This is a genomic window from Kolteria novifilia (assembly GCA_007748055.1).
GTDB classification, from domain to species: domain Bacteria; phylum Planctomycetota; class Planctomycetia; order Kolteriales; family Kolteriaceae; genus Kolteria; species Kolteria novifilia.
In genome coordinates, this window is sequence record CP036279.1 from 2,763,659 (window position 1) to 2,776,893 (window position 13,235).

12 protein-coding genes are annotated in these 13,235 nt (G+C 61.9%); 9 read left to right on the forward strand and 3 right to left on the reverse strand.

Annotated elements, in window-relative coordinates; all coding sequences use genetic code 11:
• From Pan216_RS10300 to Pan216_RS10310, 3 genes are all read left to right on the forward strand, one after another.
• Positions 1 to 684, forward strand: a complete 684-nt coding sequence (locus Pan216_RS10300; RefSeq protein WP_145257912.1) for a hypothetical protein — start codon at positions 1 to 3, stop codon at positions 682 to 684.
• A 106-nt stretch (positions 685 to 790) separates the two neighbouring features.
• Entirely contained in the window at positions 791 to 1,387 is a 597-nt protein-coding gene (locus Pan216_RS10305) for a hypothetical protein (RefSeq protein ID WP_145257913.1), read from the forward strand.
• Positions 1,384 to 2,286, forward strand: a complete 903-nt coding sequence (locus Pan216_RS10310) for a hypothetical protein (protein WP_145257914.1) — start codon at positions 1,384 to 1,386, stop codon at positions 2,284 to 2,286. The genes Pan216_RS10305 and Pan216_RS10310 overlap by 4 nt, the downstream gene beginning before the upstream one ends.
• 286 nt (positions 2,287 to 2,572) lie before the next feature.
• On the opposite strand, the gene Pan216_RS10315 is transcribed toward Pan216_RS10310, so the two are convergent.
• Together Pan216_RS10315 and Pan216_RS28205 are read right to left on the reverse strand one after the other, a co-directional pair.
• A complete protein-coding gene (locus Pan216_RS10315) occupies positions 2,573 to 2,761 on the reverse strand; it encodes a hypothetical protein (RefSeq protein ID WP_145257915.1) in 189 nt (62 codons plus the stop codon).
• A gap of 98 nt (positions 2,762 to 2,859) precedes the next feature.
• On the reverse strand, positions 2,860 to 3,033 hold the full coding sequence (locus tag Pan216_RS28205; RefSeq protein ID WP_419193486.1) for a hypothetical protein: 174 nt from the start codon (positions 3,031 to 3,033) through the stop codon (positions 2,860 to 2,862).
• Between the two features lie 516 nt (positions 3,034 to 3,549).
• On the opposite strand from Pan216_RS28205, the gene Pan216_RS10320 reads away from it, so the two are divergent.
• From Pan216_RS10320 to Pan216_RS10330, 3 genes are all read left to right on the forward strand, one after another.
• Positions 3,550 to 5,775: a VWA domain-containing protein gene (locus tag Pan216_RS10320; RefSeq protein ID WP_419193487.1), complete on the forward strand. Its 2,226-nt coding sequence runs from the start codon at positions 3,550 to 3,552 to the stop codon at positions 5,773 to 5,775.
• A gap of 244 nt (positions 5,776 to 6,019) precedes the next feature.
• A complete protein-coding gene (locus Pan216_RS10325) occupies positions 6,020 to 6,553 on the forward strand; it encodes a TadE/TadG family type IV pilus assembly protein (RefSeq protein ID WP_419193488.1) in 534 nt (177 codons plus the stop codon).
• A 32-nt stretch (positions 6,554 to 6,585) separates the two neighbouring features.
• Complete coding sequence (locus Pan216_RS10330; protein WP_145257918.1) at positions 6,586 to 7,038, forward strand: TadE/TadG family type IV pilus assembly protein; 453 nt, start codon at positions 6,586 to 6,588, stop codon at positions 7,036 to 7,038.
• A 193-nt stretch (positions 7,039 to 7,231) separates the two neighbouring features.
• Here the strand turns inward: Pan216_RS10330 and Pan216_RS10335 are convergent, their stop codons facing one another.
• Positions 7,232 to 8,869 carry a hypothetical protein gene (locus Pan216_RS10335; RefSeq protein WP_145257919.1) on the reverse strand — a complete coding sequence of 546 codons (1,638 nt, stop codon included), beginning with the start codon at positions 8,867 to 8,869 and terminating at the stop codon, positions 7,232 to 7,234.
• A 365-nt stretch (positions 8,870 to 9,234) separates the two neighbouring features.
• On the opposite strand from Pan216_RS10335, the gene Pan216_RS10340 reads away from it, so the two are divergent.
• The 3 genes from Pan216_RS10340 to thrB all read left to right on the forward strand — a co-directional run bounded on the left by Pan216_RS10340 (position 9,235) and on the right by thrB (position 13,206).
• Positions 9,235 to 10,542: a BON domain-containing protein gene (locus Pan216_RS10340; RefSeq protein WP_419193489.1), complete on the forward strand. Its 1,308-nt coding sequence runs from the start codon at positions 9,235 to 9,237 to the stop codon at positions 10,540 to 10,542.
• A gap of 372 nt (positions 10,543 to 10,914) precedes the next feature.
• The gene (locus Pan216_RS10345) at positions 10,915 to 12,216 is read left to right on the forward strand and encodes a homoserine dehydrogenase (protein WP_145257921.1); all 1,302 of its coding nucleotides are present in this window, start codon (positions 10,915 to 10,917) and stop codon (positions 12,214 to 12,216) included.
• A 21-nt stretch (positions 12,217 to 12,237) separates the two neighbouring features.
• Entirely contained in the window at positions 12,238 to 13,206 is a 969-nt protein-coding gene (gene thrB, locus Pan216_RS10350; RefSeq protein ID WP_419193490.1) for a homoserine kinase, read from the forward strand.
• Positions 13,207 to 13,235 lie beyond the last annotated feature (29 nt).

Sequence of the window (13,235 nt, forward strand, 5' to 3'; positions counted from 1 at the left end):
GTGTTCGATTTCGATGCCCTATCGAAGAAGGTGGACGCCCTAAGGCAGCTTCGCGACGAGGCCCACGCCTTGGGCGACGAAGCCGAGCAGGTCGCCAACGCGCCGCCGGAGACGCTCCAGCACGGTCAGACGATCATGGAGTCCTCCTTTCAGGATCGGGTCAAGTCGCTGCAGGAACGCATCGAGCAGGCCTTCAAGATGCCGATCAAGAAGGCCCCGCCGCCGCCGAAGCCGAAGGTCCCCGCCGAGGAGCCGCCGAAGCTGGCCGGGCCCGAGGAGACGCCGGACTGGTACCGCTGGCTCGGGCTCGATGACCAGGTCGAACCCGTTGGCGACCGGACCGACATTCGCTCGTTCGAGTCCTGGGTCGACACCGACTCGACCCCCGGAAGAGAGCTGACTAGCGACCACAAGCTGACCAATCGCGGCGGGGCGAGCGCCGTCCCGTTGTCCTCCGATGACGAGACCACGGTCGAACCTATCGATGCGTCCGCGGGGCACTTCCACCTGGAGAGTTGGGCCGCGTCGCAGGGGGACTCGACGGTCGACGAGTCGCTGCCCGCCGAGGACGATCCCCGTCTGAAGAGCCGCGATCGCTGGACGAGTTGGCTCAACAAGGCGATTCAGGACTCGTCGGATGTCGATCCCGAAGAGAAACCGCCGTCGGGCGACGAGAAGTCGTAGCCAGCCGAAGCCAGAACCGACTCTTGAGGCGAAGCCTAAAGTTGGAACAGAGCAGTAGGCTGTTGAGACGGTCGCCTGGTCGGGCCTCCGAGGAGTTCACAACTCCATGAACGATGCCGAAGTGTCCGCCTCCGCGCCGACCAAGACGATCAAGGTGATCCACACCTATCTGCCGCTCCTCTTGCTCTGCGCGATCGCGGTGACCCAGATGATCGCCGCCCAAGTGACGAGCCTGACTCCCTGGAAGGGGGGCGGCTTCGGGATGTTCTCGACGATCGATTCGACGAGAGCCCGGTTCGTCGTGGTGAGGCTACGAACCGACAAGGGGCCGATCGTCGCCGAGATCCCTGCTTCGCTGAGCTATCTGTTAAGGAAGGCGCGGGCGACGGCGTCGCGTGCCGAACTCTCCCGACTGGCCAAACGCCTCGCGTCGCTTCCCTGGCGGCATGCTCCCGAGGAATTCCCAAGCAACGACGATCCGGCCGCTGGCCTCCAGCCCGAGAAGCCGCCCCGCCACGCCGTCGCGGTGATGCGGGGCGACGCCCCCTATCCCGAGTCGGAACGGATCGACGCGAACGCCGTCGAGGTCGGATTGCTGCGCTATCGCTTCGACCCGACCACCAACGAACTCACCTCGGAGCCCCTCCTGGCGGTCGAGATTCCGGTCGCCGCCGCGCGGAAGGGGAAGGGGGGGAGTCCATGACGGAAGCCACGTCGCCACGCGAGTCGCTCGGTTCTCGGCTCGCCCGAATCGACTGGCTCGACGTCATCACCGTGATGACGCTCGTCCTCCTGCTCTTTCACTCGCCGAAGTACTGGTACGTTCGCTCGCCTGTGGTGATTCTGGCGATCTGCGGGGTGGTCTTTCCGAGCAATCGCCGCCATCCGACCTATTGGCTCATCATGACGGCGCTGCTCGCGTCGGCCCTGTTCTACAACTGGTTTCAATCGGACAACCACAAGTACTTGGAGTGCTACTGGGCGCTGGCGATGTTCGGCGCCTATTCGCTCGGCGAGAGCGATCGTGAGCGAGTCCTCGCGCTCAACGGCCGATGGATGATCGCACTTTGCATGAGTTTTTCGGTCGTGGCCAAGCTCATCTCGGCGAACTATGTCGATGGTTCGTTCTTCGAGTTCACGCTCTTGACCGATCACCGTTTCGCCGACTTCGCGTCCTGGTTTGGGAGCGTTCCCGCGTTCGAACTGGCGCGCAACCGCGAGTTGGAGCAGCTCCTGACGACGGGCTATTTGCAGGGGACGGCACCGACGACGGTGACGCTCCATTCCTCGGCGCGGATGGAGTGGCTCGCGTGGCTGATGACGTGGTGGACGATCTTGATCGAGGGGACGATCGGGGTGTTGTTTTTCTTCCCGGCTCGGTCACGGGTGGCGCCCTGGCGCGACGCGATCCTGATGTTCTTCGCGATCACGACCTATCTGGTGGCGACCGTCAAGGGATTCGGCTGGCTGCTGATGATCATGGGGATCGCCCAGAGCGAGAAGACGTCGGTTCGGCTAGCTTACTTCGTGACGTTCTTGCTGATTCAGACCTACACCATGCCCTACGAGCAAGTCGTCAATCGTCTCCTTCAGGGAATGTAGCGGTGCGGCTCGAGGGTAAGTGGCGAGAGATAGTCGCCGGGGCACCGCGAAAGGACTCGACATTGTCTGTCGGCGCGTGAAAAAACCTCCGCCCCGAGGGACGAAGGCTCTCTTCATTGATTCTTCACGATGACTTGTGACATCTCACACGGCGTGGACTCGCAGGTCGAGACGGAGCCCCTTGTGCGTTGTCAGATCCAATAGCTCGGGTGGCACTGGCTGCTGGTCAGCCAGTGAGAAGTGATCGTAGGATCACCACCCCGAAGATCTAGCGATTGACGCAGCACTAGTTCCGCTCTTGCTCGGCGGCTTCCTCGACGGTGTCTTCTTCCCGGTCCGATTCCGCGTCGTCGTCATCGTCGGCCCTGGTCGCGACCGAGGTCGTGTCGATTTCGAGGCTTACCGCGACGCCGCTCAGTCCGAAAACCACGCCGAAGATGGCGATTCCGAGCAAGAGATTCTTCCAATAACTCATTGTTAGGCTCCACTGGTCAGTTGACGTTGCCGTCTTCGCGGAAGACGAATACTGTCCGTCGCGCCGAGAAGACCCTTGGTTGGCCGCGTGAGGTAAGCTTATGGCTTGTCGGGGTTTTCCGACTTCTCCTCGGCTTCCTCGCTCGATTCGTCGAGCAGAAGGTGTTGATCGGCCGACGAGGGCTCGATCTCCAGGCTGCTGGCCAACCCGGTGAAGGAGAAGATGCCGCCGACGACGGCCAGACCCAGGAGAAACTCTCTCCAACCACGCATGGCAAAAGCTCCCAATTTTCTTCGTGTTCTTCGGCTCTTGATTTCGGCTATTCGTTTCCGTCGGACGGGCCCGGTGGCGGCTCGGATCCCGCCTTGGCCCTCCGCGATGATGGGCCCGAGACGACGTGGCCGTCATCGGGGATGGGGCCAATGATGTTGTCGGTCATTCTTCTCGCGAACGACCAGTCGTTCGCCGGTATTGGTCGGCGACGCGCGGTGGTTCAGCAAGGCTATAGGAAACTAGCTCCGTAACCGGCGGAAGTAAAGCGATTTCGCGGCTTTTCACCCCCGGCTGACTCATGGGGTGCGGAAAGTGGTCATCGAGTTGACTGGAACTGAAATAGAACCATGAAAATTAGCCGTTCTTAGCGAAATATTGTCCGGTTTGAACGTGACGTACGTATTGAAGGGATGCTAGACTCTTGTGACCGAAGGAAGGATCCTTTTCGGCCCCTCAGCGACATCGTTTCGATTCAATTGATACCAAAATTGCTGTGTGACAAGGGAGACTCCTCGGTGAGACGATCTTCAATTCCAACGCACACAGATCGCGGAACGTCCCAACACGAGCGTCGAGGGATCATTCTCGTCCTGTCGGCGATTGCCTTGGTCGGCATCCTCGGCATGGTGGCATTCGCGGTCGACATCGGTTTGATCAGGCTTGAACAAGGACGGATGCAAAACGCCGTCGACGCGGCCGCGCTGGCCGCCACGCAAGAGATTCGCAATGGGGTCGTCAACGCCCAGGCCGGAAGCGTCGAGGACGCCAACTCCCTCGCGGTGACCGCAGCCAAGAATGTCGCGGTCGACGTCGCTCAGCGCAACGGAATCTTCGTCGATCCGACCACCGACATCCAGTTCGGCCGCCGCTCCCTTGACGACGCGGGGAATCTGACCACGGACTGGGCCAATGGACCGTTCAACGTCGTCCGGGTGACCGCTCGTCGCGACAACGCCGACTTGGCGGCGCAGGACGGTCGCCTGCCGCTGGCGTTCGCCAGGGTGTTGGGCTACGACTCGGTGGCGATTCAGAGTTCCGCGACCGCGTTTCTCGAGGCCCGCGACATCGTCTTGGTCCTCGACTACTCCGGCTCGATGAACGACGACAGCACCTTCGCGGCGGTGAATCGCTTGGGGCTCTCCTCGGTGGAGGACAATCTCGATGAAATCTGGGAGGCGATGGTCGACGCCGACGGCGCCTTCACCAACGACCGCGTGAAGTTTCCCGATGTCGTCAGCGACGGCAGCAAGACCTTCGGCGACATGACCGTCGGTGAGGGCAAGTACGTCTCGGGCTACACCGCGAGCGTCGACGTGCTCACGATGCTCGCCGCCTACAGCGACAACGGGACGCGGAGTCTCAATCGCATCGTCGACGACATTCGCGACTTCAGCGTCAACAGCAAGTCCCGACGCACCACCTTCATGAACGACTACAAGTCGAGGCTCTCGGAGATGACCAACGCCGAAGTGGTGGACGCGATCGAGACCCTGATGGAGAACAACTCCAAGAACGACATCAAGGAGGCGGTTCGCGACTTCTCCAACGGGTCCACCGATCGTCGCAACAAGTTTGAGATCGCCGCGCTCGGGTCGCCTCTGACGGCCGCCGAGGTCGAATCCCTCATCACCGCTCACGAAGGGACCTCCGACCGTTACAACCGGCTTCTGGGGGCCTACGAAGGAGTCAACGACAGCAACGCGGTCGCGACGTCGATCGCGAATCACTTGGGGTTGCTCGACGTCGACGTCAATGGCAACCCGATCAATCCCTATCCGCAAGCCGGCATGAACACGACGTGGACCAACGGGCAGATCGAGTCGTTCGACAGCGAAAAGAGCATGCCCTCGGGGCCCTCCAACGGCGACGTGGTCGGTGGACGCAACCGCGATCTGTGGCGCAACTACATCAAGTGGTCGCGAAGTGACGGCAGCACGAACAACGCCGGCTACCGCAACAAGTACGGCACGCGGACGCTGATGAACTACATGCTCTCCAGTCAGCCACGCCACGACCAATCCGAAGGGATCTGGAACGCCCCCGCCTATCCGTTCCACGCGATGAAGGAAGGCGTCACCCTCTTCCTCGACTTCCTCGACGACCTCGATTTTGGCGACTACGTTGGCATCGTCAGCTACGCGGAAAACGATGCTCGCGTCGAGTCGAAGATCAGTGGCGAGGAAGTGATCACCGACGACTACGACGCGCTCGACGCGATCCAGGTCGAACGCCAGGCCGCGTACTATTCGAATTTCACCGGCATCGGCGATGGTATTCGCCGGGCTCGGTTGTTGCTCGAGGCCAAGCAGCGCTACGGCTCGCGACCGGTCATCATGGTATTGACCGACGGTCAAGCCAACCGCAAAGGCGAGAACGAAGATGGGGAGACCTTCTCCTCCGACGACGTCTGGTGGAATTGGCGAGAGGTCACCCAGGGCTACAACGAGGACAATCCCTCTTCCTACTACTCGACCGGGGACGAGAACCGGCAGTACGCGATGTACGAGGCGATGATCTGCGTCTCCAAAGGCATCACCGTTCACACCATGTCGGTCGGGGCGTTCGCGGACCGGAACTTCATGGACGCACTCGCCTTCATGGGTGGAGGCATCCATATTTCCGTCGCCGGTGGCGCCTCGATCGCGTCGATGGAGGCGGAGATGCTCGAGGCGTTCCGACAGGTCGCCGCGAACGTTCCGCCGGGACAACTGACGATCGACGTCGCTCCCTCGGGTCCGTAGTGGAGCCGCGCGGGATGCCGCTGGCTGACATGGCCCGTAGCATCTCAGTGAGTTGGGAGGAGCTGGACTCCAAGGAGTTCGCTCGATCCGACCTAGAGGGGAACCGAGAGCGGTTCCCCCGCGATCAGGAATCGAAGAACCGCCCGGCGTCCTTGGCGGCGCCGCTTCGCCGAGTAGTTCGATGCTCACGGCGGTCCAATAGGCAATAATGATCCATCACTCTCGCGGTAACGGAGTCTAGATCGTGCGACGATCTTCCCTCAAGTGGCAACGGCGCGGCACGACGGTCGTGGAAGTCGCGTTCGTGTTGCCCGTGTTCATTCTTCTCCTCTTCGGACTCTTCGAGTTTGGTCGATTCTTCAACGCCATGAACATGGTCAATGGGGCGGCCCGCGAGGCGGCTCGAGTGGCGTCGACCGAAGGAGGCACCAAAGCGGAGGCTGAAGCCGCGATCCGAGCCCAACTCGCGCCGCTGACCAACGCCGACAACTTGACCATCTACGTGAAGGACATGAGCGCCTACGAGGATACCTCCTCGTTTCCGGACAGCGTCAGCGGCTTGCCCGAACTCTTCACCGAGCAGGTCAATGGCGAGTCGCAAGAGAAGATTGTCGATCCGGGGCAACTCTTCGTGGTTCGCGTGGAGCTTCCCTTCAGTTCGGTCGCCTTGCTGACGCCGCAGTTCATCTCCGGGAACTTCGTCCTGCGGGGCCAGGCCGTCATGCGTCATGAAGGCAAGAACCCCAACGGCTTGGGAACCTCCGTCCTCACCAACTAGACACGCTTGGAACAGAACATCGGAGCGAACTCGTGAAGATTCGTCATCGCAGTGAGAAACGTCGCGGAGTCGCCGCCGTCGAGTTGGCGGTGATCGCGCCGCTGCTTGTCGGCTTGGTGCTCGGGGCGATTGAATTGGGGCGGGCGTTGGAAGTGAGCCAGATGCTGTCGATGGCCGTTCGCGAAGGCGGGCGCCGCGCGGCCACCGAGTTCAAGGGGATCACTTCCCCGGACAACGAAACCAATGAAGTGATCGCGGACATCCGCAAGATTCTCAACGCTCAGGGCATTCCCGCCGATGAGGCCACCGTCGAGGTCCTCAACGAAACGACCGGGGCGACCGCCAACCTGAATGACCCAAACATGGATGGCGAACTCTTCCGCATCAACGTCAGCATCCCGTTCTCGGAGGTCGCCTACTTGACCCCCGTCTTTCTCCAAGGACAGAACCTCAACGCGTCGATCGTGATGCGTGCTCCCGATTAATCGACCCTCACGTCTTCAGTCGCCCAGGCATGGCGCGGGAAATGGTGGGTGGCGTAACCGCTAGTGCTCTGCTCCAACTTGAAGTTGGTGTTCGTGCAACCCTAACGGTTTGGCACTGGCTGACGAGCAGCCATTAGCACCCCAAGAGTTAGAATGGGCCAGTGCAATAGGTTCCTCGAACGGGAATCAAGGCTTACGGTAGGGGGGGCTGGTCGAACTCGCCACTGGGCTCGACGCCCATGATCTTGAGCCGGGGACGCTTCAGGTCGACGATGACCGGAGCGTCCGTCTCCGCGCGACCCACGTTGCCCGCCCGATCGGCGGCTTCCAACCGCACGTAGAACCGGTAGGGAACCTCGTCCGGCATCCGCCATTGGTACCGCCCGGTATTCTTTAATTCCTTGGCGATCGGCTCCCAAGGCCCGGCGAGCGTCTCGGAGTACGAGAGCGAGATCGCCTTTGCCGCCAAGTTGCGATCCTGAGCACTCCAGGAGATCGAAAGAATTCCCTCGGCGGCGCCTTGGCCCGGCTCCGGGGGATGAAGCTCGACGTCCGGTGGCGTCAGATCGACCTCGATCCAAGTCTCCGGTTGATCCCCCGCCGCGGGAGGCTCTTGCCCGAGTCCCGCGCCGTTCTTCGCGACGAGCGTGATTCCATAGACGCCCTCGCCATCGACCTCGACGAGGAAGGGAGCCTCGCGATCCTCGTCCTCGCCGTAGTACTCCCACTGCCAGGAGCGCGGATCGAGGTAGTAGAGATCGACGGAGCTCAGCCCACTCTTGCCCAGTTCTTCGACACCATAGTTGATGCCGAAACGCGTCGAGTTGACCAGGAGCGGCCGAATCGTCGGACGCGGCGTCTGCTGACTGCGCGCGCCGGCAAAGCGGTCCTGATTCCAGGGCTCGCTTTGGTTTGGCGGCTGCGTGCGGCTGTTTTGTGCCTGATCCCGGAAGTCGGGGACTCGCGACGTGTCGGCCGGCGCGTAGGGAACAAACCGACCCTGCGGGCGCGAGCGATCGTCGAAGGCGCTGCGCTCGGACTCACGCGGTCGGTTGAGATTCGGTGGAGGAGGCGCGAAACCGCGATCCCGGTCCCACGGATTGTCGCGACGCGGCGCGGCGGGGGCGTTGTTGGGACGCGCCGGCGACCGGCTGAACGCGGGAATTCCCTGCGGAGTCTGTAGCGTGATCGACTTGGTCGCCTCGTTACCGGCTCGATCGGAGACCCGCAAGCGAATCTCAATCGGTTCGCCTCCGCGAGCCTCGGGCCGCCAATTGGCCGAACCACTCTCTTGCGGCTGGACCGCGATCGGAATCCAAGGCGATGACGGCCCGACGCGATACTCCGCTCGCAGCGACGCGACGTCGAGATCCTCGTCATCGACGATCCAACTGATCCCGACTTCGTCGCCGACGGGATTCTGGCCACGCAGCTTCACCGTCGGGGGCCGGGTGTCGACGCGAACGCGAAGTCCCGGCTCGATGCCGTCGAGATTCGCGGGCGACACGTTCCCTTGGTGGTCCATGGTGCGCACCGCGAACCAGTATTCCCCGTCTTTGGGGCTCGTGAAGAGGAAAGACGATTCAGAGGGATCGGCGTTGGTGTAGTGGCGCCAACTCTGTCCAAGATCGCCCGAGTAATGCAGTTGCACTTCCCGAATTCGCGGCCGTTGGACCGAGTCGATGTCGAACGGAATGCGGAACGAGGGGTCGCGGGAGGCCAGGGGCGTGGAGGAATGACCGGCGAGACCGGGGCCCTGCGCCCGCACCGGTGGCGCCTTGGCGAGTGTCGCCAATAGGAGGCCAACGATGATGGTCGTCCCCAGTCGCATGGTTTTCCCGAACAGTCATGAGTCATCCGGCGATCGCAGGATCGCGCCTTTCCTTAGAAATCGGTAGCTGGCTCTTGGGGCTTCAGGCGAACCCCGCGAGGTTGTCAACCAATTCAGATTGTTCGTCATAATCGGTTGGGCCTGGGAATGTAGGTGAGATGCGTTGCATTGCGATGGACGTGTGATGGCCCAAAAGTCTTCCCCGTTACCCTAAATTCGCGGAAGCGTGCGGTGACTTGATGGAGGAGAGGGCCCGTCTCGGCGGAGTTCTCATTTTGTACGAGTTGATCTCGCAACGCTTGAGGAAGGGGACTATGGGGGTGGGCGGTCGAATTGGAGTCCCCTAAACAGAAAGGATGGCCACGGTGACGTCACACGTCGTCCTCAAGGCGATTGCGATCAGCCTGCTCCTGCTGGTGGTAGCGATCATCCCGACCGGCCTGGTCATCGGCCGCGAATCGTCTCTTCCCGTCGCCGAGGTTCCCGCGGAACTGAAAAAGGATCCGTCGTATACGCAGTATGCGGCGATCCTGGTCCAACTCGACCTCCTTGCCGCTCCGGTCACCGCCCGCTTGCCAGTGACGGTCTCCGATCCGGAGCCGGGAATGATCGAACTTCAGGGGAGTGTGCCGAGCGCCGCGGTCAAAAAGCACGTGATCGATGGCGCCCGACGCCTCAGCGGGCTCAACGTTCGCGAATCGCTTCGCGTCGACCCGGGGCTGGGGAGCCTGCCGTCGGAGGATCCGGGGTATCTTGCCGGCTCCTCGCGTGAGACCATCCAGACGCTATTTCCCGAACATGCCGAGCATGTGGCGGTCTCCTCCGGCGAGGATGGGATTATCGTGCTGACCGGGACAATCTCCTCGTACGAGTCGAAACTCCTTTTGACACAAGCAATTATGAGCCAACCTGGCTGTCTGGCGGTGGTGAGCCTTCTGGAAGTTCCGGTCAATCCCGAATTGGGAACGATCACCATCAGTGAGCTCCAGGGAAGGCGTCTCGCTGCCGAATCGCTTCCGAAGATCCCCGCGGCTCCGCTCAGCGACGCGTTCGTCATGCAGTCGACGCGCCAGCGGACGACTTCGGGCAAGCCGATCGTGGCCGCCGACGATGGTCCTGAGCGCGATCTCCTCGATCGCCAGGTGCGCGAGGACGCGCTCGATCGGCTCTCGGTGCGCATGGGGGCCAAGGCGCTGAAGCTGGAGGTCGACGCCCACTACGGTCAGGTGACGATCTCGGGAGATCTGGGATCGCAGGAAGAGGTTGAAGAGGCGGTCGAGGCGATCGCGGAAGTGGATGGGGTGACCAAGGTGGTTGCCAAGTGTCGTCCCTACAGTTTGCAACGCAACCTGCCTGGGGGTCGTTTTAAAGGAACCACGAAGGCGCCGGCCAAGGAGAAGTCCTGGTTGGACTGGATGACGTGGGGCGGCTCTTCCCAGGATGGAACCTCGGGCAACAGTTGGCGATTTCGCTCGAGTCTAAAAAAGACGATCAAGCGACGTTGTGGCAAACGCCTGGAGGAACTGGAAATCCGCAATTCGCTCCACGGGCTGGTGATCGAAGGGGAGGTGGAGAGCCCCCGGGATCGCACCTTCGTGCTCAAGCAGATCGACAATGTGATGGAGATCCGCAACCTTCGCTACGACGTCGTGCTCCAAATCACTGACTTTTGATCACCCGTCATGTCGGTAATGGTGAGCTTGGGTGACGGCTCTGAGCGGGCGTTGGTTACTCTAGCTCACTGATTCAATCGTCTCATGGTCCTTTCCCGTCAGACTTCCGAACCGTTGCGGCAAAAGACTCGGATCAGGACCGATTCTGCGACGTTTCGAATCGATTTCTCACCAAATCTCATGACCTTCGTGCTTGAACCGAACCAGGTTACGTCTTAACTAAGACAATTTGGGCGACCTCGCGATTCTCCTCATGCGGGGTCTCTCTCGTCAACCGATTGCCCCGCACTCCTGGTGAATCACCGAGGGTCGCAGGCAGCAACAGTGGGCTCCTCGCCTGCGGGGACGCCGTTCCTTCACGAAGAGAGGTCGATGCGAACGATCCATTTGGCGCTCTTGGGTCTGGGAACGGTCGGTACTGGCGTTGCACGTATTCTTCGTGAACAAGCTCGTCATTTGGAGAGTCAAAGCGGCGCCCGCTTCGCCATCCGGTGGGTGGTGGTCCGCGACCCGAGCAAGCCGCGCGGGATCGAGCTCGAAGACGGTATCCTCACGACCGAAGTCGATCGCGCGATCAGCGATCCCGAAGTCGACATCGTCGTCGAACTGATCGGGGGCATCGACCCCGCACGCGATCTCATCGCTCGTTCCCTCCGCGCCGGCAAGCACGTCGTGACCGCCAACAAAGCGGTCTTGGCCAAGCACGGTCGCGAACTCTTCGGCGTCGCTAACGCCAGCGGTCGGGTGATCGGCTTTGAGGCCGCGGTCGCCGGTGGCATCCCGATCGTAGCCGCGGTGGCGCAAGGGCTGGCGGCGAACCGTATTTCCTCTCTCGCGGGGATTCTCAACGGGACATCCAACTACATCCTGACCGCGATGCACCAACAGGGTATTGGCTACGACGAGGCCTTGGCCGAGGCGCAGCGACTCGGGTTCGCCGAAGCCGATCCGACGCTCGATGTCGATGGGAACGACGCGCTGCAAAAGCTGGCGATCCTCTCGCGATTGGCGTTTCAGTCGCGGGTCCCGTTGGAAGCGATTCGCCGACAAGGGATCGACACCCTCGCCGATGTCGATCTGCATTTCGCCTCGGAACTGGGCTACGTCATCAAGTTGCTGGCGGTGGCCCGAGAAGTGGAGGGAAAATTGGCGCTGCGGGTCTCGCCGACGCTCGTGGCGAGGAATCACCCGCTGGGCCAAGTTCACAACGAATACAATGCCATCAAGGTGACAGGGCACGCGATCGGCGATACCATCTATCTTGGCAAAGGGGCCGGGATGATGCCGACGGCCAGCAGCGTCGTGGCGGATTTGCTCGACGTGGCGATCGGCCGTGCCCAGGAAACCTTCCGCTCCCTGAAGTTGTGGGATGAATCACCGCCGGGCCCCCCGGTCTCCGATGACGGTTCGATGCCCAACCGTTTCTATCTCCGCTACTCGATCCGGGACGAGCCGGGCACGCTCGCTCGCATCGCGGGGATACTCGGCGGCCACGGGATCAGCATCGCCTCGGTCATCCAGCATGAGACGAGCGAGGACGACATCGGATCAGCCGTTCCACTGATCATCATGACCCACATCGCCCGTGAGGGGGCGGTACGCACCGCCCTGAGAGAAACCGACGCGTTGGACATCGTGCGGGCTCCGACCGTTTGCCTGCATGTGGCCGACTGAACGAGAAGCGAGAGGATGACGATGGCTACCGTGAGTCTCCCGAGAGGATATAAACGACTGAAGGCTGCCTGTCGCGTGCCGGCGAGTGTCGCGAATCTAGGACCCGGGTTCGATTGCCTCGGACTCGCCCTGGGAATGCACAACGAACTCGCCGCCGAAATCGGAACCTCTTCGACCAGCGTGGAGGTCCACGGCGAGGGGGAGGACGATCTGCCGCGCGACGAGAACAACCTCGTCGTCCAGGCGATGTACCAAACTTTCGAACGGCTCAAACGCAAGCCGGTCCCCGTCTGGGTTCGCTGCACGAATCGGATTCCCCTTTCGCGCGGACTTGGAAGTAGTTCCGCCGCGATCGTCGGGGGCGTCTTTCTCGCCAACGAACTGTGTGGTCGGCCCTGGGATCGTCCCCAACTCTTTCAACTCGCCGCCGAGATCGAGGGCCATCCCGACAACGTCGCCCCGGCCTTGATGGGCGGACTGACCGTTTCGGTCACCAAGGAGGACGGCAGCTTCGAGACTCTCGCGGTCGAACTCGACTCGCTTTCGAAGTGGAAGTACGTCGTCGTCATCCCCGACTTCTCGGTCGACACCGCCAAGGCCCGCAAGTTGCTTCCCAACCGTGTGACCTTCGACGACGCGGTCCACAACGTTGGACGTTCGTCCCTATTGGTCGCCGCTCTTCTCAAGGGCCCCAGCAAAAGCACCAACGCCGTTCTCCGCGAGGCGATGAAGGACGCGCTGCACCAACCGCATCGTTCCAAGCTCATCAGTGGTCGCGACGAGGTGATGGCCGCCGCCTACGAAGCCGGCGCGCTCGGCGTCTGTGTCTCTGGTTCGGGGCCCGCGCTGCTGGCGATCGGTAGCAAGTGGGCCACCCGCATCGGCGAGGCGATGGTCGAGGCCTTCGCGTCGAAGAAGCAGACCTCACGCTACGAAGTCCTGCCCTTCGAGCCGACCGGCACCATTTCCCTCGGCGTCCACAACTTCTAGGACGCGCCTTCGCTATCAGGTGCCAGGCC